Origin of the sequence: Hymenobacter sp. UYP22 (assembly GCF_040547285.1) — a bacterium.
Taxonomy (GTDB): Bacteria; Bacteroidota; Bacteroidia; order Cytophagales; family Hymenobacteraceae; genus Hymenobacter.
This window is the reverse complement of sequence record NZ_JBEPPK010000019.1, coordinates 51,172-74,673: the sequence shown is the minus strand read 5'-3', so window position 1 is coordinate 74,673 and position 23,502 is coordinate 51,172. Positions and strand designations below refer to the sequence as shown.

Genomic DNA, 23,502 nt, shown 5'->3' with positions numbered 1-23,502 from the left:
TCCAAAGGTATCCAACTTCCCGCGGACTCCGTACACCCCCCGCTTTGCAACCGGTAAGGCTCTACCAAATCGATATTGCGTGCTTCAATGATGCCAAAAGAGGTGCCAATGACAAGCATTACGGTTATTCCTTGCAATAACAAGACTGCAAAGAATGCTGCAATAAGACGTAGGGCTGTGGACAGCGTTTTATATAGAAAATAATATTTTCCTATATAAAAAAGGTCGCCTGAAGCCAGTTAAAGAGTAAGTATTCACAACAGTTGTGGAGACTTTACCTTGAATTTTCTGTAGTTTTTCTGGGGATCTGTAGGATTTACGACCTGATGGTCCGAAATTTGCAGCCCGCATTTACTCAACCTGATTGTACTCTATGAAATCTTTATTACGTTTTTCCTTAATGATTTCGCTGATTGTACTGGGCAAGCTCAACCAGCAGGTATTGACACCTGGTACGGCTGCTAAACCAACCCAAGCCGGGTGGCATCTCCCGGTTAGTGCCGCTTCTTTCTTTCATACTGCTCCAGCCGTCAAGCGAAAGATTAGTGGCAATAGCTCTAGCTTTTGGCAGGCTACCGCTCCGGCCTCTGTTTCAACTGCTAACATCGAGTAATCCTGCTCCAGACGACCTCCTTTAGGTCGTCTTTTTACTGTCGGTTCAGTAACATGGCACTGCCTGATTTGCTCCCCCGCCTGGGAAAGCAAATCAGGCAGTGCCATGTTACTGAACCGACAGTAAAAAGTATAAGGAAATCAGCTGATGCGGCTCCAGTTCACGGCCGTGGCTGGCAAGCTCTCAATGTGGCGGCGGATGGCCTGATTTTCGGGCTGCTTTAAGTCTGGGTCTTCGGCCAGAATAGCTTGGGCGGCGGCGCGGCTTTCGCTCAAAATACGGCCGTCTTTGGCTAAATCAGCAATAAGTAGGTCAAGGACGCCGCTTTGTTGAGTGCCCATCAGGTCACCGGGGCCGCGCAGCTTCAGGTCGATGTCAGCAATTTCAAAGCCGTTGTTGGTACGCACCATCGTTTCGATACGGGTGCGCGAGTCTTTGCTGAGTTTGTAGCCGCTCATCAGAATGCAGTAGCTCTGCTCGGCGCCCCGGCCCACGCGTCCCCGCAACTGGTGCAGCTGAGAAAGGCCGAACCGCTCAGTACTTTCAATGACCATTACCGAGGCGTTGGGCACGTTTACGCCCACCTCAATTACGGTGGTAGCCACCATAATCTGGGTTTCATTCTTGACAAACCGCTGCATTTCGGCGTCTTTCTCGGCGGCCGACATGCGCCCGTGCACGATGCTGATTTGGAACTCCGGAAAAGCGCGGGCTACGCTCTCGTAGCCATCCATCAGGTCCTTATAATCGGCCATTGTCTCGCTTTCCTCAATCAGCGGATACACAATGTACACCTGCCGCCCCAACCGGATCTGGTCGCGCAGGAAGCCAAATACTTTAAGGCGGTTAGAATCGAAGCGGTGCACGGTAACAATGGGCTTGCGGCCGGCCGGCAGCTCGTCAATCACCGATACATCCAGGTCACCGTAGAGCGTCATGGCCAGGGTGCGCGGGATGGGCGTGGCCGTCATTACCAAAACATGGGGAATAACGTGCGGATTTTTCTGCCAGAGCTTGGAACGCTGGGCCACCCCAAAGCGGTGCTGCTCATCCATGATGGTAAGTCCCAGGTTACGGAATTGCACCACGTCTTCCAGTAGCGCGTGCGTACCCACCAGCATGTGCATTTCCCCGCTCCGGAGCTGCTCGTGCAGCACCCGCCGTTCGGCCGTGCGGGTGCTGCCTGTGAGCTTGCCAATCTTCAGGCCCAGCAAATCTGCAAAGCCCTTGAGGCCTACGTAGTGCTGGTCAGCCAGAATTTCGGTAGGAGCCATCAGGCAGCTTTGGGCACCGTTGTCGGCGGCCATGAGCATGCTGATGAAAGCTACAATCGTCTTGCCCGAGCCTACGTCGCCTTGCAGCAACCGGTTCATTTGCTGGCCTGCGCAGAAGTCCTTGTAGATGTCATGGATAACGCGCTTTTGGGCCCCAGTGAGGTCAAAAGGCATGACGTTCTTGTAGAAATGCACGAGCGTGGGCACTTCCTTGAATACCTGGCCAGCCAGCGTAACTTTCCGTTGGTCGCGCTGGCGCAGCAGCTTGAGCTGCACGTAAAACAACTCCTCGAATTTCAGCCGAAAACGCGCCGTTTGCAGTTGCTCGGTACTCTGGGGAAAGTGAATCTGCTGAATGGCAGTGGCCTTGTCCATCAGCGCATACTGCTGAATAAGGGCCGGCGACAGAGTTTCCTGCACCTGGGGCAGGGCAATCTTCAGCAAGTCGGCCACCATGCGCGCAATGGCCTTGCTATCTACGCGGTGGTAGTTTTTGAGCTTCTCGGAGGTGTTATATACTGGCTGCAGGTAGCTCTGGCCAACTTTCTGCTCGGTCACCTCCTCCATTTCCGGGTGGGCCATCTGGGGGCGGCCGTTGAACATCGTGGGCTTGCCGAATACGATGTACTCCTGGTGGTTTTTAATCACCTTCTCCAAGTAATTCACGCCCTTGAACCACACCAAATCCAGTTCTCCGCTGGCGTCGGCCACCTTGGCTACCATGCGCTTCTTGGGCCCTTCGCCCACCACCTCACGGTTGCGCAGTATGCCCTTTACTTGCACAAACGGCAGGTCGTCGTGCAGGTCGCAGACGTTGTAGAACTGAGTGCGGTCGAGGTAGCGGAACGGGTAGCGCTGAATCAGGTCACCGTAGGTAAACAGGTTCAGTTCCTTTTGCAGCAGCTGAGCCCGTTGCAGGCCCACGCCCCGCAGGTATTCTAGCTTGGTTTGAAAGAAATTACTCATTTACTAGCTGTTCGCTATTGGCTGATAGCTGGTAGCTTTTTTGAAAGCGCTACGATAAAGCTATCAGCCACCGGCCAATAGCTTCAAAAATCATTGATATTTCAGCGTGTTCAGCAGCCGCACCACATCCTGTTTCACGTATTCAATCACGGGGGCCAGCGAGTCGTTGGCCGTGGCCGTACGGAAGTACAGAGCCCCCCGAAAGAAGTGGCGGGTGCTGTCGGTGGTGTAGAACTGAAACTGACTAGGTACTTCGCCCTGGAGCTCAAACACGGCTACCCGCATGCCATTGGGGGTTTTCATCACCGATTCGTCGATGGCGGTGGCCTTAATTTCGTGCTTGCTGGTGAGCTTGCGGGCATCTTCCAGCATCCGGTTGAAAAGCTTGGGCTGGCCCTTCAAATCAGAGTACGTTATCTGCACGTTGGCCTGCAGTTTGGGGTAGTACACGTTAATCCAGTGTGGCTGGGCTAGGTAGGACGAGTCGCGCAGAATTTTGGCGTAGCGCGAGTACTCGAACGTGTACGGATGGCCCGCGCCCAACGATTGATAGGCGTGAGCGGGCAGGTCAATACGATTGTAGCCCTTGGGTTTGGGCGTGTAGTCGGGCGCGGAGGTGCAGCCGGTGGCCAGAACGAGCAGGGAGCACACCGCGCCGGCAGCGCGCAAAAAGGAAGAAACGGCCATGCAGCAGCGGGGTCGGATGAGCAGGTAAAGGTAGCCAAGAAACCAGCGCCGCGCCCGCCTACGTTCCGCCGGTTACGCAAAAAGCCCCAGCTGGGCCGGGGCTTTTAGGTTGGGCTACAGGCGGGGCTAGAACGGGAGCTGGTCTAGCTCCGGCTCCTGGCGGAAAGTAGTTGGCGCTTCGGCGGCCGGGGCCGGCTGCCCGGCTTCGGCCGCCGGGCGGCTGCTCAGCAAGGAAATTTCCTCGGCCACAATTTCCGTGACGTAGCGCGTCTGGTTGTCCTTGTCCTGGTACTGCCGGGTCCGGATGCGGCCCTCCACATACACCTGCTGACCCTTGCGCAGGTACTTTTCGGCTAGTTCCGCCAGGTTGCGCCAAGCAGCAATGGTATGCCACTCGGTGCGCTCCACGCGGGTGCCCTGCTTGTCTTTGTAGTATTCATTGGTGGCCATGGTAAAATTGGCTACTGTGTTACCACCCTCCAAATGCCGCACCTCGGGGTCTTTTCCCAAATGCCCAATCAGGATAACCTTGTTTACGCTTGCCATAAGAGTGTTCGTGAAAGTAAGTGAATAGGGAAATATTCAACTCTATAAAGATAATTAATTTACCACTAAATACCAAATATATTAGCTGATTAAATGCTAATATTGCTAATATAATTAGTAACCAAAATCGACTTCGGTAATTCCTCAATGGCTGCGGCCCGATAAGGGGCGAGGCCCGTGCGCTCCAGTACTTCAGCCGCTAACGGCGCTTCCAACCAGATCGGGTGAAACTTAGCCTCTACTTTCTGATGACTCAGCACGTGCCGTAGGGCGGCCACCGGCTCTTCAACCCGATTAGTTAGCATACGCCCCCCCATGTTTTCCACAGCTTCTACCACGGCTACGGCTGGGAGGTCGGCCACATCGGTTTCCTGCAGAGCAAAGTCGTACAGGCCTTCCCAGATGTCCTTGGGGCCTCGTTTGCGCATATACACCGTATCGGCGTAGCGCAACACCAGGTAGTGGAAGTAGCGGGTGCGGGCGGCCTTGGCCTTGCTCTTAACCGGCAACTCCTGCACCAAGCCCCGCTGAAAGGCAAAGCACTGCTGCTGTAAGGGGCAGAACAGGCAATCGGGTTTTTGGGGGGTACACTGGATGGCCCCAAACTCCATGATGGCCTGATTGAACTCCGCCGGTTGCTCGGCCGGAATCAGCGTGTCGGCCAGTTGCTGAAACACCTTGCGGCTGGCAGGCACGGCAATATCCTGGCTGAGGCCAAACACCCGCGCCAGCACCCGAAACACATTGCCATCCAGCACGGCCACCTGCTCATCATAGGCAAAGGAAGCAATGGCCGCCGCCGTGTACTGGCCCACCCCCCGCAGTTGCAGCAGCTCGGTATAGGAACCGGGAAACTGCCCGCCATAGTCCTGCACTACCTGCTGAGCCGTGTGGTGCATGTTGCGGGCTCGGGAGTAGTAGCCCAGCCCCTGCCAATGGCGCAGTACCTCGTCCTGCGGGGCCGCCGCCAAGTTTTGCACCGTGGGGTAAGTCGTGATGAAATCCAAGTAGTAGGGAAGGCCCTGTTTCACGCGGGTTTGCTGCAAAATCACCTCCGACAGCCAGATGGCGTACGAGTCACGGGTATGGCGCCAGGGCAGGTCGCGGCGATGGCGCGGGTACCAATTCAGTAAGGCAGTCGAAAACCAAGAGCGGGATGAGTCGGTTGAAGAGAAGCTCAATGTTTTGAGAAAGAATAAGTTGGATGCAACCATGACGCCCGGGCAGATTGCAGGAAAACGGTTTGTAAAACCAAAAAAGGGGACTACCTTTGTGCCCCTCAAAACGCAGGCAAACTCTTACCGGGCAAGTGCTTACGTTTTGAGGAGTGGCATCTTTTTGCCAGTCAGAATATTTTTCACTCCCTAGTACACTTACCAGCGTGACTAAAGCAGAAGTAATTGCCGAAATTGCCGACAAGACCGGCATCGAGAAAGCAGACGTTTCGGCTACCGTAGAAGCCTTCTTCAAAGTCGTGAAGGATTCCATGGCTGAAGGCAACAACATCTACGTGCGTGGATTCGGCTCTTTCGTGAACAAAAAGCGCGCGAAAAAAGTAGCCCGTAACATCTCGAAAAACACGTCGATTATCATCGACGAGCATTTCATTCCGAGCTTCAAGCCGTCAAAGACCTTCATTGGTAAGATCAAAAACAGCAAAAAAATCAAGGAACTGGCTGCTTAGGCAACCTGTTCTGTTCGTTTGCCGGCTGCGCCGCCGGGCTTGCCCAGACATGGGGACCCGGCGGCCGGCTTTTTTCCCGTGCTGATGGCATCCATTACTGCATCTTCCAAGCATCAACTTCTTGTTCTGGCCCTGGCATTTGCGCTGGTGGCCGGTTTGTTTTTGTTGCCGAAGGTAATTGTGAAGCCCAAGGAGGGCAAAGAGTCATTGACGCAAACTGCTGCCCGCACCGCCAACCGTGACCAAGGCGCGGCCGCTCCGTCCACCGGCGCTACCGGCCTGGATGAGCACGGTCACCCAATTGGCAGTCACGACGAGCCAACCGCCGAGCAACCCCACATGACCGTACCGGCGGCTCAACGCGGCGAAATTACCGCGCTGGTACGCAAGTTTTCCAGCGAGGCTGACCAAACCGCCAAGCTGCGGTTGGCCCAGCAACTAGCTGAGAAGTACAAGGCTGTGGAGCGCTTCGACAGCGCCGGGTATTACCTGGAGCAGGTGGCCGTGGTTCGTCCTGGCGAACAAGCCTGGAAACGTGCGGCTGATCAGTACTTTGAGGCTTATAGCTTTGCCACTACCGAGGAGCGTCAAAAGCTGCTGGGTGCCAAGTGCCAGGAGCTATATCAGAAAGTGCTGAAAAACAATCCCGACAACCTTGATGCCAAGACCAACTTAGGTATGGCGTACATGTCCAGCTCCAACCCGGTGCAGGGTATTACGTTAATTCGGGAGGTATTGGCAGCTGATCCGCGCAACGAAAAGGCTCTGTATAACCTTGGTTTTCTGGCCATTCAGAGCGGGCAGTTTGATAAAGCTGTGGAGCGTTTTCAGGAGTTGGCGAAAGTAAACCCCGAAAACATCAACGGACAGTTTTATCTTGGCGTCTCATTAGCCAAAACCGGCGCGAAGGCCGAGGCCCGCAAAGCCTTCCTGAAAGCCAAAAGCATCAGCCCCGACCCAGCCTTGGCTACTTCGGTGGATGATGAGCTGAAAAAGCTACAATAGCGTTGGTTTATGGTAATTGGTTTTTAGCTGGTGATTACTCCGCCAGAAACCAAAAACCGGCAACCAATAACCAAAAACAAATCATTCAACCACTTAACCCACATCAACATGCCCTGCGGTAAAAAGAGAAAGCGTCATAAGATTGCCACTCACAAGCGGAAGAAGCGTCTGCGCAAGAACCGTCACAAGAAGAAGTAAGCCCTCCCGGGGTTTGCTGGCGGACTTTTTCTACCAGAAAATGGCCCGTCTATCTTTCACTTAGGTTCTCTGAGAGTGGCCATAAGTTTGCTTTCCCCGTGGCTTGAAAGGGAAGCTAGTGCCTATGGTGCACTGGCTTCCCTTTACGGGTTTCAAGGGGCAGGCAGGCTCAATAGCCAGCTCCGCCAGAGATTCTACCCTAACCGCTTAATCCATTGAGTAACGAATTAATCATTAATTCTACTCAGGACGGAGAACGGATTGCCCTGCTACAGGACAAGCGGCTCATCGAATATCATTTCGACCGCAACGACACCGCCTACTCGGTTGGTGACATTTTCCTGGGTACGGTCAAGAAAGTTATGCCCGGTCTGAACGCCGCGTTCATTGATATCGGGTACCAAAAAGATGCCTTTCTGCACTACGGCGACCTGGGGGAAAACTTTCCTTCCTTGGTGAAGTGGGGCAAAGGCGTTCAATCGCAGAAAATTACCGTTGGGCCCCTGAAAACATTTCAGTTTGACGGGACGCTCGACAAAGTCGGTAAAATTGACAATGCCTTGAAAAAGGGCCAGCAGCTGCTGGTGCAAATCATCAAGGAGCCGATTTCCACCAAGGGGCCGCGCCTGTCTATGGATATTTCCATGGCCGGCCGTTACCTGGTGCTGGTGCCGTTTTCCAACACCATCAGCGTATCCAAGAAGATTGTCAGCAAGACGGAGCGGGAGCGGCTCAAGCGGCTCATTGCCTCCATCAAGCCCGACAACTTTGGCGTGATTATCCGCACCGTGGCCGAGGGTCGCGAGGTGGCTGAGCTCGATAAGGATATGACCAATATGGTGGAGAAGTGGAACATGCTGTTTCAGAACCTGAAGGCGGGGAAACCCAACGACAAGATTCTGGGCGAGCTGGGCCGCACCTCCTCCATGCTGCGCGACATGCTCAACGAGTCGTTCGATGCCATTACCGTGGACTCGGCGCCGATGTACGAGGAAATGCGCAGCTATTTGCAGCAGATTGCGCCCGACAAGCTGGGCTTACTGAAGCTGCATACCGGCAAGGTGAAAGTGTTCGAGCAGCACGGTATTGAAAAACAGCTGAAAACGCTGTTTGGCAAGACCGTAACGGTGCCCGGCGGCGGTTACCTGGTGGTAGAACACACGGAAGCTCTGCACGTTATCGACGTAAACTCGGGTAACAAGAGCAACCAGGAAGGCGACCAAGAGGCCACGGCCCTGCACGTGAACCTCGCGGCCGCCAAGGAAGTAGCCCGCCAGCTCCGGCTGCGCGACATGGGCGGCATCATCGTCGTCGATTTCATTGATATGAAGTCGGGCGAGAGCCGCAAGAAGGTAGAGGACACCGTGCACAGCATCATGAAACATGATAAGGCCCGGTACACCATTCTGCCCATCACCAAGTTTGGCCTGCTTCAGATTACCCGGCAGCGCGTGCGGCCGGCCGAAGCCATTGTGACCGGCGAGGTATGCCCCACCTGCGGCGGTACGGGCAAGATTTCCGCTTCCATCCTCGTGACGGACGAAATCGACAACAGCATTGACGACCTGCTGGTAGCCCAAAACCAGTCGGGCATTACGCTTTCGGTGCATCCTTTCTTGCATGCCTACTATACCAAAGGGTTGGTAAGCCGGCAGATGAAATGGTACCTGAAGTATTACAAGTGGGTAAAAGTGATGAAGGACACCAGTCTGGGCCTCACTGAGTACCGCATTGAGGACGAGCACGGCGAGGAAATCGAGCTGCACTCGGCCGCGGCGGCCATGAGCCGGTTGCAGGACCGGGAATTGGAAATAACTGACTGACGGATTTTTTCTGCGAGAAAACTCCTCCTGATAGAAGAAAAGCCCGCGTTGCTGCTAGCAAGGCGGGCTTTTTTCTGTTGTAGAGGCAATGCTTGGCAGCACTTTAGCGCACGTGCTCGGCTACTGGAAACGGTGATTAGTCAGGCAAAAGCGGCCATTCAGCCAGAATCATGAATGATTCGGCGAGGGTATCCGTACTTGCGGACAAGCACGCTGTTCTCCTCTCGCTATGACTAATTCCGTCCCCGTTTCCCCTGACCTTTCCGATGCTGCGCAAGCCAGCCAGCGGATTCAGGAGCTAGAGCAGGAGTTGCGGCAGGTAAAAGAAACAGCGCGCACGGCGGAAATACGGCTGCAGCACCTCATTGGGCAGGCACAGGATGGCGTGCTGCTCATTGATGCCGAAGGCCGTATTGCACTGGTGAATGAGCGGTACTGTGCTTTATGGGACATTACGGAACCCGCCAGTTATTGGCTTGGCCGCTCTTGGCAGGAAATAGCGGCGGCCATGATTACGCTGGTTGCCGATAAGCCAGGATTTGAACAGCGGGTGCATGCGCTGCGGGCCAATAGGGAGCCGGTGTACAGTGAGCAACTGGAACTGAGTGACGGGCGGGTGCTGGAGCGGGATTTTGTGCCGGTGCAGGATATTGATGGACTACGGGCCCGCACCATGATTCGGTTTCGGGATGTTACGGAGTACTACCGCGCGGCCGAGCAGTTGCGCACAGCTGCCAGTATACCAGGCCAGAACCCCAATCCCATTCTGCGGATTGATATTGATGGGCAGGTCCTGTACAACAACGCTTCGGCCAGTGCCTTGCACGCCAGCCTTAACGAAACCGACCAGAACCGTCTGTTGGCCAAGGCCCAACGGCTGGCTGCCGCTGCTCTGGCGCAAGACACTCCCTGGCAGGTAGACATTTCGGTGGGCAACAGCTTTTACGCGGTATTTGTGGTGCCTTTCCCTCGGGAGGGCTACGTAAACCTGTACCTTGTCAATGTTACCAAGCGGGTACTGGCCGAGCAGGAGTTAAACCACGCCAAAGATGAGGCCGTAGCTGCCGTGCGGGCGCGGGAGAACTTTCTGGCGAACATGAGCCATGAGATTCGCACGCCCATGAACGGAGTATTGGGTATGGCTGCGCAACTCAATAAAACCCGCTTGGATGCGCGCCAACAGGAGTTCTTGCGCGTTATTCGCACTTCCGGTCAGCATTTGCTTAGCATCATCAATGATGTGCTGGACATGGCGAAGATTACCTCCGGTAAGCTGGAGTTCGAGCAAACCCCCTTCAACCTCTGCGACTCAATGGCGGCGGCTATTAAGCCGCTAGTGCATCAAGCCATTGAGAAGGGTATTACGGTGACGGGCGTGCCGTTGAAAGACTCCTGCCCGTTGCCTTGGGTACTCGGTGACCCTTACCGTCTTAACCAGGTACTCATCAACCTGATGGCCAACGCGGTGAAATTTACGGCCAAAGGAGGGCACATTGCCGTGGTAGGGCAGCAGCTGGCCGAAACGCCCGAAACCCTGACGGTGGAGTTTTCAGTGGCCGACACCGGCATTGGAATTCCGCTGGAGCAGCAGCAGCTCATTTTCGAGGGCTTCACCCAAGCCTACGCCGATACAACCCGACGGTTTGGTGGTACGGGCCTGGGCCTGAGTATCTCCCGGGCTATTGTGGAGCAGTTGGGCGGTAATTTGCTGGTAGAAAGTGAGCCGGGCCAGGGTAGTACCTTCCGGTTTCAGCTGACGCTGCCGCGCAGCATTCCGGTTAGCGCCCCACCGGCGGTTTCAGCTTTTGATAACGGGGCGTTACAGGGGCGGCGCGTACTGCTAGTGGAGGATAACGAGGTGAACCGTGACGTGGCCCGTATGCTACTGGAAGAGTGGGGCGTAGTGGTAGACGAGGCTGAAAACGGGGCCCAGGGTGTAACCATGTACCAGCAGCAGGCCTATGATGCGGTGCTAATGGACATTCAAATGCCGGAAATGAGCGGCCTGGAGGCAACAGCTCTGATCCGACAACTGCCTGACCCTGCAAAAGCGCAAGTGCCCATTCTGGCCCTTACTGCCAATGCTTTCCGGGCCGACAGTGCTAAATACCTGGCCGCCGGCATGAACGACTGTCTGACCAAACCTTTTGAGGAAGCGGAGCTGTACAGCGCCCTGGAAAAACTCATTCCGGCGGCTGCTCCCGTTCCCAGTAGCTACGACTTAACCAAGCTGCGGGCCTTATCGCACGGACGGGAAGCCTTTGTGCTGAAAATAATACGCTCCTTTCTGAGCAACGTGCCCGACAGCCTGACGCAGCTGGAAGCTGCTGCTACCACTGGCGACTGGCAGCAGGTAGCAGCTATTATTCATCACATTAAGCCCGGAATTGAGTCGCTGGGAGTGCGGGAGGTGGCTGGGGCCCTGCAACAGCTGGAGCAGCCGGCTTTGGTAGCCGGCACGGAGCAGGTGCCCGCGCATGAAGCAGTGGCCCGGCTAATTGCCCAGGTGAAACGAACCTTGGAAGAGCTGCCGCGCGAATTACCCCAGGAGTAAGCTTCTTTCTAGGGCTGGGCTCTACAAACCGCGTATCTGGCGGTAGAACTCCTCCTGGTAGGATTTGCCGATGGGTACTTCGTACTTGCCTAGCTGCAGCATGTTATCCTCAATAGCATCAATGCGCTGGGTATTGACGATGTAGCTACGATGGGCCCGCACAAAATGCGCGAAGGGTAACCGGTCGGCCAGGGCCTTCAGGGTCAGATACACAATGTGCTTCTGCGTGCTAGTAACCAGGATAGAATAGGTAGACAAGGCCTCAATAAACAAAACCTCGTCAAAATTGAGGCGAAGCATCTTTGTGCCTACTTTGATAAAAAGCTCAGAGCTCTGCACCTCCGTTGGGGCCGGGGAGGTAGCTGCCAGTTGCAGCTGACGGCGGTTTATAACTTTGGTAATGGCCTGCGTAAACCGAGGTAAATCGACTGGTTTCACCAGGTAGTCGAGGACTTGCAGCTCAAAAGCATCCACGGCAAAATCCCGGTGCGTAGTGACCATGATAACCGTTGGGGCCGGCTGCGGCAGTAACCGGGCCAGCTCCAAACCAGTCAGGTGGGGCATTTCAATATCCAATAGCAGCAAATCGGCCTGGCCTCCTTGGCGGAAGTATTGCAGCGCCTCCAAGCTGCCAGCCAGAGAGGCAACCAGGGTAAGGTCTGGCGTGAGTTCCACCATGTGCTCCAGCGTCAGGCGGTTGATTTCGTTATCATCCACGATAACGCAGGTTAATGCAGCAGGCATAGCGGAAAAAGTTAACGTAGGATACGGCAACTCGTTTCAAAGTGGGAAACACGGAAGCTCAGGCCTTGCAAGGTAGGAGCGAGCGGGCAAAGTACCCGCTTCTCTAATCTCAAAGCCCGTTGAACCCCATCTAGGACTCGCCCAATTAGGCAGCCAGTTGGTTGTACGAAATAGCTATTCCAACTGGATTGGGATATCCACTACATCTGTGCCGGTACCACAATCCCTAATTGAGAAAGAATTCAGTGGCGCTTACCTACCCCCAAGTGCTACCAGTGGAAGCATGGAGTGGGGTTAAGCACTGCGCTTGATATTCACTTCTGTGAACAAGCTTGTTACCCTGCTTCTCATGGGGTGTCTTATGATACTGCGGAAGGTGGCTGCCTTTTATTTCTGGCCCGCGCTACGGCGCCGCACCTGCTTAAGCCACAGCCACCTTCCGCAGATGATGTCAGGCTACTGGCACGGTTGCCCAGCTTACTAACAACCGCGAATAAAGAAACGGCCCACTGGCCCGCGCCACCAGAAGGTGATGCGAGCCAGTAGGCCGTTTGCAAAGTAGGGTTACTAGAATTTGAGCCCCAAATCCAGCGCAAACTCGCTGTTCTTCAATTCAACGTCTTTGAAGCCGCGCTCATCCTCGAAGTAATTGTCGATGTTGAACAGGCCCCGGTTGTAGCTCAGCCCTACCAGTACCTTCGTGCTCTGGCCCAACTGGTACTCTACCCCAAAAGCCCCACGCAGGCCCGCATCCGGAATGATTACGTGCTTGGCCGCCTTGGTTTCCTGGGTAGTAGCGGGGTCAACGTAGCGTTTTTCGCCGTTGATGCGGCCGGCAATGGCAGCATTCAGGGTGCCGCCCAGCTGGAAATACAGCTTGGTATCGGTGGCAATATCGTTGGTGAACAGCTTTACCGTAAGTGGCACCTGCAAGTACTGCAGACCGATTTTCTGCTCGATGCGGGCATTGCGGGCTGGGTCGAAGTAGCTGATGGTGCCGCCTTTACCCGTCAGCTCCAGGCCGGTGCCAAAGGCGTAGTTCTGGCCAAAAAAATAATCGACGATAATACCACCCCCAATGCCCACCTTGGACTGCTGGTTTTCGAAACCGTACGCACTGGGCGAATCGGTGCGCAGGTGGGTAACAGAGGGCGAAACCTTCAGACCGATTTCAACCTGCGCCGATACCGCCCCAATGGTAGCAGCGCTGAAAACGAGGGCAAGCAGGGCTTTTTTCATAACAGCTGCAGAATTACGGTGATGAGAAACACGAAGCTACGGCCGCTGGCCGTTTGGTTTTGGCTAATTTCGCCCCAAAGATAGAAGCGTGATGCATATTCCTGTCCGTTTGCGTACCCTGGCAGCCTTGGTGGTAGCCTCCATCACCCTGCTGGCCTGCAGCCAAGGCCAGGAAAGCTGCGAAATGAACCCCGACGTGGCCAAGGTGACCGCGCCGGTGCAGCTGGAGCGCCTGGAAAAGCCCTTTTTCCAGATTAAATCCCCGGCCGATGCGGGGCAGTTTGTGCGGCATCACGGTTTGTTTGCCCGGCATTTTTTGCAAAGCGGGCAGTATCCGCCTCCGGTGCTGGCTACCACGCTGGCGCGCCTTGCTACCAATAAGGGCCTGCAAAAACTCGGCGCTCAGGCCGATAGTACCTTCACTACACCGGCGCTGGAAAAACAACTGAAGCCTATGTTTCAGTATATCCGGTACAATTTTCCCGATTTTCGGGTGCCGCCCGTTAAAACATTCGTGAGCGGACTCAGCCAGGATGTGTTTGTAAACGACAGCCTGATGGTGCTGAGCACCGACTTCTTCGTGGGACCCGAAGCCGCGTACAGGCCTAATGTGCCGGGCTATATTTTGCGGCGCTATACGCCCGAGCACCTGGTACCCACGGTGGCCCTGGCCATTAGCAGCAAATACAACCAGAAACAACTCACCAACCAAACCATGCTCGGCGAAATGGTGCAGTTTGGTAAGGCGCTATACTTCGCCGAAAAAGTACTGCCCTGCACCGCCGACTCCCTGCTGATGGGCTATTCTGACAAGGAAATGGCGGGAGTCTATTTCAACGAGGGCAAGATCTGGGCGCATTTCATCGAGAAAAAGCTGCTTTATACTACTGCTCCCTTTACCATCCAGAAATATATTGGGGAGCGGCCTAATATCCCGGAAATCGACAAAACCTGCCCCGGCCGGGTAGGGGCCTGGGTGGGCTGGCAGATTGTGCGCAAGTACATGAAGGAGCACCCCAACGTGACGCTGAAACAGCTGATGGCCGAGAAAAACACCCAGCGTATCCTCAATGAGTCGCGCTACCGCCCCAAGGTAAATCGGGGCCGGGTGAGCTAGAGAGTGAGGGAAGGGTCGCGGGGCAGTTCGGAGCGTGGTGGAAGTTCGGGCGGTGATTTTTAACGTAACCAGATGCACATAGCCGTCTTTAGCCAGTACCACACCAACCCCGATTGCCCGGCTACCAGCCGGCACTATTCATTGTTGGCGCAGCTGGCTCGGCACCACCGCGTAACGCTCATCACCACCCGCACATGGGAGCGGCAGCGACTTACCCAGGAGTTTGCCTGGGTGCCCGAGGGGGTGGAGTTGCACGCGGCCGATGTACCCTACGAAAACCGCATGGGCGTAGCCCGGCGGGGCCTGGCCTTCGCCCAGTACGCCGCTTATGCCGTGCACCAAGGCCTACGCATTGCCCGGCCCGACGTAATATGGGGCATCAGCACCCCGCTCACAGCCGCCTGGGCTGCTGCCCAGGTAGCCCGCTGGCGGCGGGTGCCTTGGGTATTTGAAGTGCAGGACTTGTGGCCCTCTTTCCCTATTGCCATGGGGGCCGTGCCCAACCGCCTGGCCCGGCAGCAACTGTTCCGTATGGAGGCCCAGCTGTATCAGCAGGCAACGGCTATTGTCACTCTCTCGCCCGATATGACGGAATATGTGCAGGCCGTGGGCAAAAAGTCACCCCGATCTTTCGGGTCTCAAAAGGTATATACCCTCCTCAACGGCACCGATTTGGAGTTGGCGGCCCGGGCTACAAATGAAACCGTGGAGGCCTTGCGCCGGGAGTGGCAACTCCAGGGCAAGCGGGTAGTACTGTATGCCGGCACCTTTGGGCGGGCCAACGATATTCCGCTGTTACTGGAGGCGGCCGTGCTGCTGGCCCCAACCTGCCCTAATGTAGTATGGGTATTTATGGGCCACGGCTACTTCGATGCCCAATTGGCACAAGCAGCTGCCCGTCACCCATACATTCGGGTAGTACCTCCGCAACCGCGTCACGCGGTATTCTCCTGGTTCCGGTTAGCCATTATATCAGTAGCGCCTTTCCTGGGCCTGCCCGTGCTGGACGCCAATTCCCCCGCCAAATTCTACGACAGCCTAGTAGTTGGTACGCCGGTAGTGGTAACCAACCCGGGCTGGACGAAGCGCTTTGTTGAGCAACACCGCTGCGGCTGGTACTCTCCTGCCAGTGATGCGCCTGCGCTGGCCCAGCTACTGGCGCAGGTGTTGGCAAACTCTGCCCAAGTGCTGGCTGCCGGGGAGCAAGGAAAAACAGTAGCCCGGCAAGAATTTGACCGGCAACTGATAGGAGCCCGTATGCAGCAAATCTTGCAGAGTGCAGCCGAAAGGAGGTAGGGAACTTATGAGCTCAGGAGTACCACTTTTATACTAAGTTGTACTACTTGCATTCTTATTGCCTGGTATTGAGGATGTTTTGGCAGGTTTTGCTGCCTTCAAAGAGTTTTTGCTTACTACCTCTGCGTAGTATTTGCACCAACTGGTAAGGGGGCACACCATACATTTCGGCGTACGCGCCTGGCAGATGTAGCGCCCGTGCAGGATTAGCCAGTGGTGCGCTTTCGGAATTAGATCAGTAGGGGTGTAGCGAACCAGCTCCTTTTCCACGGCCAGAGGGGTAGTAGCCGTTTTGCTCACCAGCCCTAGCCTATGCGACACCCGGAATACATGGGTATCCACGGCCATGGCTGGTTGGTTGTAAATGACCGACACCACCACGTTGGCCGTTTTGCGGCCGACGCCGGGCAAGCGTTGTAACTCCTCAATAGAGCTAGGCACCTCACCCCCGAAATCCTGCACCAGCATCCGGCCCAGGCCGGCCAGGTGCTTGGCTTTGTTGTTGGGATAAGATACGCTACGGATAAAAGGGAAAATATCCTCGGCAGAGGCGGCGGCCAGGTGCTCGGGTGTAGGAAACTGCTGCACCAAGGCAGGCATCACCTGGTTCACACGTTTATCGGTGCACTGGGCGCTGAGCACTACGGCCACAATCAGCTCGTAGGGGTTGGCGTAGTGCAGCTCTGTTTCGGGCTCCGGAAAGTGCGTGGTGAAGTACTCGATGAAATGGCGGTAACGCTCGGGCTTGCGCATGGCTAACGGCAACTAACGGCAACTGTGGCAGTGCCTATAAGCACAGCGCCGCGAAGTTACCTACTTGGTAACTTCGCGGCGCTGTAAATTTCAGCTGGAAACCGGGCTTACTCCTTCCGCAGGAAGGTGCGGGAATACTGCAGGATGGAGTCAGTGGTGCGCTGGGTGGGGGCGCGGCGCAAGTCGTTGAGGGCGCGCTGAGCCAGCAGCAAATCGGCGCAGGAGGCCGCTAATTCGGCATCGTGCAAGAGGGCATGTTCTACTTGTTGGTGCTCCTTAGCTGGCAATTCGTTGTACACGTACCGGAGCAGCGTCTCGTGGGTAAAGGTTTTGATCATAGAAAACGGGTTGTGCGGCCATCTTTTTCCGCAGGTTGATCAGCGCATAGCGCATACGCCCCAGCGCGGTATTGATGCTGACCCCCGTTGCATCGGCAATTTCCTGAAAGCTCATGTCGCCGTAATGGCGCATGATCAGGACCTCCTTCTGCGCCGCGGGCAGCTCCTGAATCAGTTCCCGAAGCCGCGCGTGGGTTTCTTCCCGGGTAAGCGCCGCTTCAGCTCCTTCTTCTGCCAACGACAACGAGTTGAACGCATGACTTGTTGTGTCAAGGTTCAATAAAGGACTCCGTTTTTCGCGGCGGAAGCAGTCGATGGCCAAATTATGCGCAATCCGGCAAATCCACGATGAAAATTTCCCCTCCTCGTTGTAACGCCCACTCTTCATGGTGTGGACGGCCTTGATAAATGTATCCTGCAGCAAATCTTCCGCCACGTCTTCGTCGCGAACAATGAGCATGATAGTGGTAAATACGCGGGCCTTGTGCCGCTCAAGTAACTGAGCAAAGGCATCTTCCTGGCCGGCAATATAGCGCGAGATGAGAGCGGAGTCGCTCGGCTGCATGATTTCCATAAACACTACGAAAGTAAAGGGGACGTAGAGCTTTAGGCCATAGAGTGCAGTTGCCGGTGAAAACCTGAATGAATGATGCGTGAAGAAGCCGCTAAAACCAAATGTAGAGAACCGCCGCGCCAAACACAACGGGTACCGCGCGTAAATGCCAAAATTATTTTCGAAGACCCTAAACCTTAATATCAGGAATACGGAATTCTATATACTGTATTGCGTCCAGTTAATCCCAACGCAACAGCGTTGCTGGCGTGGAAAACAGGATTTTGGACAAATTGCCAGATAGTCAACTACCTGTAGCAGGGGCTGTGCAAGAACCGTGCATTATGGGCGCAGCTGTTGACTTAGATCCCGGATCTGGCTTTCCAGGGCGGGGGGAGGAGTGGTACCAGCGGCGGCGGCACTGGTGCGCTGGTCAAGCAGCTGACTGAGCTGCTGTAACTGCTCGAAACGCTGGGCAGTGCGTTGCAGCTCCGCGCTAATAGCCGAGAGGTTTACGGCCACCGGAATGGTTATGGTAGTAGTTCCGGCTGCACCGGTGGTTTGCTCATCGTGGCGAGTAATGGCTTCGGGGGTCATCATATCGTCGCGGTACAGCACCACGTCGCCCTGCATGTTAATGGCTTTGCCGTTTTCCAACAGTTGGCGGTTACCGTTTTTGCTTACCATGATACCATCGGGGCGCAAGGTGAGGCCGTTGGCAAAGCGCACGGGTGCCGTGAGGGTAAACACCTGCCCAGCTTGCAACCGGAACGTTTTGCCCTCACGCCGGAAGGCACCATCCTTCAATTGAGCTGCTGGTTGCGTGGTGGCGGTGGGCTGGGTTTGGGCATGTGCCGAGGAGAAGGCCGCACAAGCAAACAGGCCACTAAGCAGCAATACGGGTAGGGGGGCGCGGAGCATATAGCTGAGGAATGGAAAAGGGAGGAATAGGCAGTACTTAGGCGCTGTGGTGCTGGCGGCGGCTGGCAAGCCAGTGGAGGGCGGGAGCCTCCTCCCCGAATAATCGGACGTGAGCCTGCTCGTTCTGAACCATGGGAGAGCCGGACTGCTGCTCTTCCGCATTCAGCTGCCCGGCGGTTACTAAAAAAGCCAGGTACACGCGTTGGCCCGTTTGCCGGGCCAAGCAGCCGATGAATTGGGTGAGTACCCAGTGGGTATCATCCTCGCTGGCCGGGCCGCGCTGGCGTAGGTCAACCAGCCAGTAGTATCCGGTCTGAGCGTGTTGCAGTAACTGGTGGTAGCCCTGTTGCAACTCGGCGGCTGATACTGGCCGCAACCACCGAATGATGGCCACGGCCAGCTCGGGGCGCACCTGCAACGATAGGAAGGAAGGCAGAGCTGAAGTGGAAGGTGGCTTCATACGTGAGCAGGAACAAAGAGCAGGAAGCTGCGGCAAGGGGCTTGGCTTAGCACATACATATCTTGCCCAGGTCGGTCAGTTATCTGCATACGAAAAACCCCTGTAAGCGGCTTGGTAGGGTAGGTAATGAGGTAGCTTCAACTGATAAAAACGACATGGCCGAGCTTCGTAGCGACAGGGGCACGTTACCTTTGCTGGGCCGTTTCCTTCCCGGCCTGCCGCGCCATGACTGCTCCCGCTTCCCCCGCCACGCCGGGCCACGACCCGTATGCCGCGCTGCGCATCCCCGATTTTCGGCGGTTCATTGGGGCCCGGGCCAGCTTTGTGATGGCCACCCGCATTCAGGGTCTTGTGGTGAGCTGGCAGTTGTTCAAACTCACCGACGACCCCTGGGCGCTGGGCTTGATTGGCCTCACGGAAGCCATTCCCAGCATTGCCGTGTCCTTGTACGCGGGCCACGTAGCCGACTCAATGAAGCGCAAGAACATTGTAGTGGCGGCCGTGACACTGCTGCTGCTGTGCGCCGTAGTGTTATCCGGGCTAGCCTGGGGAGTTGAGAAGCGGCTGCTGAATATTGGGCAAATGGGCACGTTGCCTATTTACGCAGTGATTTTTGTGAGTGGTATTGCCCGCGGATTTCTGGGCCCCGCCCTGTTTGCCTACATGCCCCAACTGCTGCCCAGCCGAGATAAGCTAGCCAACGCCATTACCTGGAACAGCACTACCTGGCAAGGCTCCTCGGTGATAGGGCCGGTTATTGGGGGCTACCTGATTGCGCATTTGGGCGTAGCCAACGCCTACACCGTGGCTACTGGGCTGTTAATAGTTTCCCTGGGGCTGTTTATCAGCCTGACCTCGCACCCACTACCAACCCGGGAGGGTGCGCCCGCACCCAATTTCGTGGAAAGCCTGAGTAGCGGCCTGCGGTTTATATTCGGCAACCAATTGGTGCTGGCGGCGCTGTCCCTGGATTTGTTTGCGGTGCTGTTTGGCGGAGCCGTGGCGCTGCTGCCGGTATTCGCGGAGAAGATCCTGAAAGTGGGGGCCTCGGGTCTGGGGCATCTGGAAGCGGCGCCGGCGGTAGGCTCGGTGCTGATGGCATTACTGCTCACGTATTTTCCCTTGCGGCGCCACGCCGGGCGCAAATTGCTCTGGGCCGTGGCCGGTTTCGGGTTGGCTACCATCGGGTTTGCCCTGTCGCGCAACTTTTACCTATCGTTGGGCTTACTGTTCCTGACGGGGGTATTCGATTCGGTATCGGTGATTGTGCGCGCCACCCTGCTCCAGACGTTCACCCCCGACTACATGAAAGGCCGGGTGTCAGCCGTCAACAACATTTTTATCGGCTCCAGCAACGAAATTGGGGCGTTTGAGTCGGGGGCTATGGCTAAGTGGCTCGGTACTACGGCTTCGGTAGTATTCGGCGGTATTATGACCATCGTGGTAGTAGGCATAACCGCGCTGAAAGCCGATAAGCTGCGCCAATTGGATATGACGCCGGAAAAAAAGCCTGCGTAGTGTAAGCGGTAAAACCCAAGCAAAAGGCCCGGGCGAAATTTCCGCCCGGGCCTTTTGCTTGGTACCACAAAGTAGCGTCTTACTGCTGGAAGGCTTGTTTTTGTGCCTGGGGGCAGATGGCGTCGGGCTTCATCTCCAGAATCTGGCTGATAACCAGGGCCTGGGTAGGGGCCTGACCGTTGGTACCAGCCTGCTGCTGCAACTCGCCCTGCACGCGGGCAAATACCGGCTGACCCGCCGTTTTGCGCGTGTCGGCGTAGCGTTTTTCCAGGTCGGCGGTTACACCCCCCGCCAAAGCCACCGCATACCGTTTGCCGGAGCCACATTCCTCAAACATGGCTGCATCGGCCATGTAAGTGTATTTGCCAGTAAACTCCCGGCGGGTACCGGCTTCGCTCAGGTTGCCATCGGAGCGGTAGCGCAGCCCGAAAGTGGGCATAGGCTTCCCGTTGGCATCCAGGAGCTGGAGCATGCGGCTGTCGGCCACCTGGTAGCGGCGCACGGGGTCGTTGCCGCTGGGCTCCAGGGTTACAACCTGGCCCCGTACCCGCCAGGGGCCGCGGCGGTAGTTTACGGGGGAGGTGCGGCCTAGGTAGAGTTCCTGCAGCTCATACAGGCTGTCGGGCTTGAGAGTGAGGCGGGTGGCAATGCCCTGGCAGTCGTTGCAAGGCACCGTATCGGCGTACACGCCGGCCAGTTGCAAGGTGGCGGCTCCGGCGTCTTTGTCGGGAGCAGAATTTTGGGAGCCGGTGCCGAAAGGCTGCTCCCGGCCCTGGCAGGCGGCTAGCAGAAGCAGGGCCGAAGCGGCAAAAACGTAACGGGGCATAGCGGAGGAGGGTAAACGAGAGTGAATACTACCTGCTACGCAAGCCGCCGAGGTTAGATACACCCGGCCCGGCTGAAGCACTATTCCTTTAGGCCCGCATAGGCACCAGCACGAACGTACCCCGCAGACAACGCACGAAGCCTTGGCGCTGGCTGTCCTGGTTAAGGTCGTGGCGCTGGTACTGGCCGTTGAGGGCAGTGCTGCCCACCACCAGAATAGTATAGCCGCGCCGCCGCACCAGGTAGCGCCGCTGGTGCGCCGCCCGGATGGGGGTATAGCGCCGCTCAACATTCAGCATAGCCTCCCAGGCCGAAATTACCAGCCGCAAATCAGTGCCGGCGGCCGTGGCCTCCCGGTACAGCGCCGCCAGCCGAACATCAGTGGTGTAATGAGCTTCCGGGTTGCGGCGCACTACCAAGTCGTGGGCCTGCCAGAGGTGCTTCATGGCGGCCGGCTTCGGAAAAATCTCCCCGCAGTGCCGGCAAATGTGCTCATCGGGCCCGCACACCAACGCGCCGGGTTTGGGTGGGAGCAGCGGCTGCCCGGTGCTGGCCCGCTGTTCCCGCAGCGCCTGCATCAGGGCCGAAAACAACTCTCCCTCACTTACCCCATGCTTATGCCGCAGAATATCAAGCGTATGCCGGCTGAGCATTTCAAACGTCAGCAAATCGTGTAAGTCGGCGCGGAGGGAAGGCATGGGCTGCTATAAACGACGCGGGCAACCCGGTGGGTTCCGCGAGAGGCTCAGTCAGGCTACAAAAAAGCACCAGAAGCTAGGGCTCCTGGTGCTTGTTGGAGTAGGTACTTTCTAGCGGCTGGCCTGGGCCGATTTGGGGGCCTTCTTGGCCGTTTTGGCCGGGGCCGCGGGCTTATCAGCGGTGTTGCCGGTGGAGGGCACTGGCTGGGGCCGCTCCGTGCTGGCGAATATCCACTCACGCATGGTATCCAGGGCTTTGGGCGAGAATACTGGCTGCTGCTCCCCGTTCACTACCGGCCAGTCCTTCATTTCGGGCTGGTACCAGTGGTTGAGGCCCGCCAGCTTCATCGACTTCACCTTGGCGTTTTTCAACCCCTGCTTAAGCGGAGCCATGTTCTGTTGCGAGTCCACCTGCAAGTCATTGGAGCCACCCAGCAGTAGTACCGGGCATTTCACGTCGGCCAGGCTGCGGGTGGGGTCGAAATCCAGGAAGTAGCGCGACCAGGGTGAGGTCAGCTGCACGGCGCGCGCCCGGGCCATGTGGGGGTCCATATCGGTGTTGTTGAAGCGCAGGGTAGCGGCCACCTTGCCCCGGGCCTGGTTATCGTTGGGCGTCTGCCGGATGATGTCTACCATTTCCTTGTGCAGCTCCAGCGCCGCCTTCACCTGGGCGGGATTGGAGCCGATGAGGCGCATAATCTCCAGCTGCTGGCGCATAATCACGTCGCGGCCCGGCACGCCGTAGCCCGACAACGACACCACAAAAGCCGGAGTGGCTGGCTGCTGCTCGGCAGCGGCCAGCAGGGCTACGTTGGCACCTTCGCCGTGGCCTACCAGCCCAATGTAGCGCTGGTCGATGAGGGGTTTGGCCCGCAGGTATACCATGGCGGCCTGAGCATCCGTCACCAAATCCACGGTAGTGGTGGAGAAGTGGTTGCCCTGGGATTTGCCCACGCCCCGATCATCAAAGCGCAGCACAGCAATGCCCCGGCGGGTGAGGTAGTCGGCCAGGGAGCCAAACATGCGGTAGTCCTGTTGCTCCACGTCGCGGCTCTGGGGGCCGTTGTCGGAGAGCAGCACCACCGCCGGGAAGGGGCCGGGGCCCGCCGGAATGGTAAGTGTGCCGGCCAGGGCCAGGTCGGCTTTGGTGTTCAGGAATTTAACTTCCTCCTCCCGGTAAGGCGGAGTCAGGCGGGGCTTGCTGGCAGCCACGGGCTGGGCCGTGGGCTTCATGCGGCTCAGCGTGAGCGGGGTGGTGAGACCGGGCTGCGTCCAGGTGCCCTGAAACGTGGCCCCGCCATCTTTCACCTTGCCCACAAACTTGCTGCCGGCCTGCGCTATGCTGATGGTAATGTCAGTGCCCTTCACCGCTACTTCGGCCGGCATGCGGCTGATGCGCTGCTGGGGGGCATCAAGAGCGGCGTAGTACGTGCCGTTGGAAAGCGGAACTACTGTGATGATGAGCGTAAGCTGACCGCCGGGTACTTTCAGCGGCCCCTTCCACTGGCCGTTCAGCGGAGCGGGAGAATCACCGGCCAGCACTGCTCCAGGAATCAGCCATAGTAGCAGTCCGAGCAGAAGAAATACGGGTAGGAGTTTCTTCATAAAGTGAAAAACGAGAAAGGTATTTTACTGTCGCTAGGGCAACATAAGTCTGAAAATATCAAACTTGACGCACACATGCCAGCCT

At 56.7% G+C, this 23,502-nt stretch carries 22 protein-coding genes; 8 read left to right on the top strand and 14 right to left on the bottom strand.

The window, feature by feature from the left end; genetic code table 11:
• Window positions 1-373: 373 nt before the first annotated feature.
• Window positions 374-613 carry a hypothetical protein gene (locus ABIB60_RS21125; RefSeq protein ID WP_354582355.1) on the top strand — a complete coding sequence of 80 codons (240 nt, stop codon included), beginning with the start codon at window positions 374-376 and terminating at the stop codon, window positions 611-613.
• A gap of 140 nt (window positions 614-753) precedes the next feature.
• Here ABIB60_RS21125 and recG read toward each other — a convergent pair whose 3' ends face one another.
• The 4 genes from recG to mutY all read right to left on the bottom strand — a co-directional run bounded on the left by recG (window position 754) and on the right by mutY (window position 5,267).
• A complete protein-coding gene (gene recG / locus ABIB60_RS21120) occupies window positions 754-2,853 on the bottom strand; it encodes an ATP-dependent DNA helicase RecG (RefSeq protein WP_354582354.1) in 2,100 nt (699 codons plus the stop codon).
• A gap of 90 nt (window positions 2,854-2,943) precedes the next feature.
• Entirely contained in the window at window positions 2,944-3,540 is a 597-nt protein-coding gene (gene gldD, locus ABIB60_RS21115) for a gliding motility lipoprotein GldD (protein WP_354582353.1), read from the bottom strand.
• A gap of 126 nt (window positions 3,541-3,666) precedes the next feature.
• Window positions 3,667-4,086 carry a single-stranded DNA-binding protein gene (locus tag ABIB60_RS21110; protein ID WP_354582352.1) on the bottom strand — a complete coding sequence of 140 codons (420 nt, stop codon included), beginning with the start codon at window positions 4,084-4,086 and terminating at the stop codon, window positions 3,667-3,669.
• A gap of 89 nt (window positions 4,087-4,175) precedes the next feature.
• On the bottom strand, window positions 4,176-5,267 hold the full coding sequence (gene mutY / locus ABIB60_RS21105) for an A/G-specific adenine glycosylase (protein ID WP_354582351.1): 1,092 nt from the start codon (window positions 5,265-5,267) through the stop codon (window positions 4,176-4,178).
• 200 nt (window positions 5,268-5,467) lie between these two features.
• Here mutY and ABIB60_RS21100 point away from each other — a divergent pair, with 200 nt between their 5' ends.
• The 4 genes from ABIB60_RS21100 to ABIB60_RS21085 all read left to right on the top strand — a co-directional run bounded on the left by ABIB60_RS21100 (window position 5,468) and on the right by ABIB60_RS21085 (window position 11,350).
• On the top strand, window positions 5,468-5,770 hold the full coding sequence (locus ABIB60_RS21100; RefSeq protein ID WP_110979047.1) for an HU family DNA-binding protein: 303 nt from the start codon (window positions 5,468-5,470) through the stop codon (window positions 5,768-5,770).
• A gap of 84 nt (window positions 5,771-5,854) precedes the next feature.
• Complete coding sequence (locus tag ABIB60_RS21095; protein WP_354582350.1) at window positions 5,855-6,775, top strand: tetratricopeptide repeat protein; 921 nt, start codon at window positions 5,855-5,857, stop codon at window positions 6,773-6,775.
• A gap of 413 nt (window positions 6,776-7,188) precedes the next feature.
• Window positions 7,189-8,796, top strand: a complete 1,608-nt coding sequence (locus ABIB60_RS21090) for an Rne/Rng family ribonuclease (protein WP_354582349.1) — start codon at window positions 7,189-7,191, stop codon at window positions 8,794-8,796.
• Window positions 8,797-9,025: 229 nt separating this feature from the next.
• Window positions 9,026-11,350 (top strand): ATP-binding protein, encoded by a 2,325-nt coding sequence (locus tag ABIB60_RS21085; protein ID WP_354582348.1) that lies wholly within the window; start codon window positions 9,026-9,028, stop codon window positions 11,348-11,350.
• A gap of 21 nt (window positions 11,351-11,371) precedes the next feature.
• Here the strand turns inward: ABIB60_RS21085 and ABIB60_RS21080 are convergent, their stop codons facing one another.
• Complete coding sequence (locus tag ABIB60_RS21080; RefSeq protein WP_354582347.1) at window positions 11,372-12,094, bottom strand: LytR/AlgR family response regulator transcription factor; 723 nt, start codon at window positions 12,092-12,094, stop codon at window positions 11,372-11,374.
• Between the two features lie 567 nt (window positions 12,095-12,661).
• The gene (locus tag ABIB60_RS21075) at window positions 12,662-13,333 is read right to left on the bottom strand and encodes a porin family protein (RefSeq protein WP_354582346.1); all 672 of its coding nucleotides are present in this window, start codon (window positions 13,331-13,333) and stop codon (window positions 12,662-12,664) included.
• 109 nt (window positions 13,334-13,442) lie between these two features.
• Here ABIB60_RS21075 and gldB point away from each other — a divergent pair, with 109 nt between their 5' ends.
• Window positions 13,443-14,450, top strand: coding sequence for a gliding motility lipoprotein GldB (gene gldB, locus ABIB60_RS21070; RefSeq protein ID WP_354582345.1), 1,008 nt, complete (start codon window positions 13,443-13,445; stop codon window positions 14,448-14,450).
• 72 nt (window positions 14,451-14,522) lie between these two features.
• A complete protein-coding gene (locus ABIB60_RS21065) occupies window positions 14,523-15,746 on the top strand; it encodes a glycosyltransferase family 4 protein (RefSeq protein WP_354582344.1) in 1,224 nt (407 codons plus the stop codon).
• Between the two features lie 33 nt (window positions 15,747-15,779).
• Here the strand turns inward: ABIB60_RS21065 and nth are convergent, their stop codons facing one another.
• The 5 genes from nth to ABIB60_RS21040 all read right to left on the bottom strand — a co-directional run bounded on the left by nth (window position 15,780) and on the right by ABIB60_RS21040 (window position 18,771).
• Window positions 15,780-16,499, bottom strand: coding sequence for an endonuclease III (nth, locus tag ABIB60_RS21060; protein WP_354582343.1), 720 nt, complete (start codon window positions 16,497-16,499; stop codon window positions 15,780-15,782).
• 107 nt (window positions 16,500-16,606) lie between these two features.
• Window positions 16,607-16,837, bottom strand: coding sequence for an anti-sigma factor (locus tag ABIB60_RS21055; RefSeq protein WP_354582342.1), 231 nt, complete (start codon window positions 16,835-16,837; stop codon window positions 16,607-16,609).
• A complete protein-coding gene (locus ABIB60_RS21050) occupies window positions 16,776-17,411 on the bottom strand; it encodes an RNA polymerase sigma factor (protein WP_354582341.1) in 636 nt (211 codons plus the stop codon). The genes ABIB60_RS21055 and ABIB60_RS21050 overlap by 62 nt, the downstream gene beginning before the upstream one ends.
• Window positions 17,412-17,732: 321 nt before the next feature.
• Window positions 17,733-18,311 (bottom strand): DUF6799 domain-containing protein, encoded by a 579-nt coding sequence (locus ABIB60_RS21045; protein WP_354582340.1) that lies wholly within the window; start codon window positions 18,309-18,311, stop codon window positions 17,733-17,735.
• A gap of 37 nt (window positions 18,312-18,348) precedes the next feature.
• A complete protein-coding gene (locus tag ABIB60_RS21040; protein ID WP_354582339.1) occupies window positions 18,349-18,771 on the bottom strand; it encodes a hypothetical protein in 423 nt (140 codons plus the stop codon).
• 225 nt (window positions 18,772-18,996) lie between these two features.
• Here ABIB60_RS21040 and ABIB60_RS21035 point away from each other — a divergent pair, with 225 nt between their 5' ends.
• Window positions 18,997-20,289 (top strand): MFS transporter, encoded by a 1,293-nt coding sequence (locus ABIB60_RS21035; protein ID WP_354582338.1) that lies wholly within the window; start codon window positions 18,997-18,999, stop codon window positions 20,287-20,289.
• A gap of 79 nt (window positions 20,290-20,368) precedes the next feature.
• On the opposite strand, the gene ABIB60_RS21030 is transcribed toward ABIB60_RS21035, so the two are convergent.
• The 3 genes from ABIB60_RS21030 to ABIB60_RS21020 form a co-directional block, all read right to left on the bottom strand.
• On the bottom strand, window positions 20,369-21,115 hold the full coding sequence (locus ABIB60_RS21030) for a copper resistance protein NlpE N-terminal domain-containing protein (RefSeq protein ID WP_354582337.1): 747 nt from the start codon (window positions 21,113-21,115) through the stop codon (window positions 20,369-20,371).
• Between the two features lie 88 nt (window positions 21,116-21,203).
• A complete protein-coding gene (locus tag ABIB60_RS21025) occupies window positions 21,204-21,812 on the bottom strand; it encodes a hypothetical protein (protein WP_354582336.1) in 609 nt (202 codons plus the stop codon).
• A 111-nt stretch (window positions 21,813-21,923) separates the two neighbouring features.
• On the bottom strand, window positions 21,924-23,417 hold the full coding sequence (locus ABIB60_RS21020) for an alpha/beta hydrolase family protein (RefSeq protein ID WP_354582335.1): 1,494 nt from the start codon (window positions 23,415-23,417) through the stop codon (window positions 21,924-21,926).
• Window positions 23,418-23,502: the final 85 nt, after the last annotated feature.

What these genes read in the sequence shown, in the direction of transcription:
- ABIB60_RS21125 (WP_354582355.1), top strand. Translation starts at nt 374, where the DNA reads ATGAAATCTTTATTACGTTTTTCCTTAATGATTTCGCTGATTGTACTG.
- recG (WP_354582354.1), bottom strand. Translation starts at nt 2,853, where the DNA reads ATGAGTAATTTCTTTCAAACCAAGCTAGAATACCTGCGGGGCGTGGGC.
- gldD (WP_354582353.1), bottom strand. Translation starts at nt 3,540, where the DNA reads ATGGCCGTTTCTTCCTTTTTGCGCGCTGCCGGCGCGGTGTGCTCCCTG.
- ABIB60_RS21110 (WP_354582352.1), bottom strand. Translation starts at nt 4,086, where the DNA reads ATGGCAAGCGTAAACAAGGTTATCCTGATTGGGCATTTGGGAAAAGAC.
- ABIB60_RS21095 (WP_354582350.1), top strand. Translation starts at nt 5,855, where the DNA reads ATGGCATCCATTACTGCATCTTCCAAGCATCAACTTCTTGTTCTGGCC.
- ABIB60_RS21085 (WP_354582348.1), top strand. Translation starts at nt 9,026, where the DNA reads ATGACTAATTCCGTCCCCGTTTCCCCTGACCTTTCCGATGCTGCGCAA.
- ABIB60_RS21080 (WP_354582347.1), bottom strand. Translation starts at nt 12,094, where the DNA reads ATGCCTGCTGCATTAACCTGCGTTATCGTGGATGATAACGAAATCAAC.
- ABIB60_RS21075 (WP_354582346.1), bottom strand. Translation starts at nt 13,333, where the DNA reads ATGAAAAAAGCCCTGCTTGCCCTCGTTTTCAGCGCTGCTACCATTGGG.
- ABIB60_RS21065 (WP_354582344.1), top strand. Translation starts at nt 14,523, where the DNA reads ATGCACATAGCCGTCTTTAGCCAGTACCACACCAACCCCGATTGCCCG.
- nth (WP_354582343.1), bottom strand. Translation starts at nt 16,499, where the DNA reads ATGCGCAAGCCCGAGCGTTACCGCCATTTCATCGAGTACTTCACCACG.
- ABIB60_RS21055 (WP_354582342.1), bottom strand. Translation starts at nt 16,837, where the DNA reads ATGATCAAAACCTTTACCCACGAGACGCTGCTCCGGTACGTGTACAAC.
- ABIB60_RS21050 (WP_354582341.1), bottom strand. Translation starts at nt 17,411, where the DNA reads ATGGAAATCATGCAGCCGAGCGACTCCGCTCTCATCTCGCGCTATATT.
- ABIB60_RS21045 (WP_354582340.1), bottom strand. Translation starts at nt 18,311, where the DNA reads ATGCTCCGCGCCCCCCTACCCGTATTGCTGCTTAGTGGCCTGTTTGCT.
- ABIB60_RS21040 (WP_354582339.1), bottom strand. Translation starts at nt 18,771, where the DNA reads ATGAAGCCACCTTCCACTTCAGCTCTGCCTTCCTTCCTATCGTTGCAG.
- ABIB60_RS21035 (WP_354582338.1), top strand. Translation starts at nt 18,997, where the DNA reads ATGACTGCTCCCGCTTCCCCCGCCACGCCGGGCCACGACCCGTATGCC.
- ABIB60_RS21030 (WP_354582337.1), bottom strand. Translation starts at nt 21,115, where the DNA reads ATGCCCCGTTACGTTTTTGCCGCTTCGGCCCTGCTTCTGCTAGCCGCC.
- ABIB60_RS21025 (WP_354582336.1), bottom strand. Translation starts at nt 21,812, where the DNA reads ATGCCTTCCCTCCGCGCCGACTTACACGATTTGCTGACGTTTGAAATG.
- ABIB60_RS21020 (WP_354582335.1), bottom strand. Translation starts at nt 23,417, where the DNA reads ATGAAGAAACTCCTACCCGTATTTCTTCTGCTCGGACTGCTACTATGG.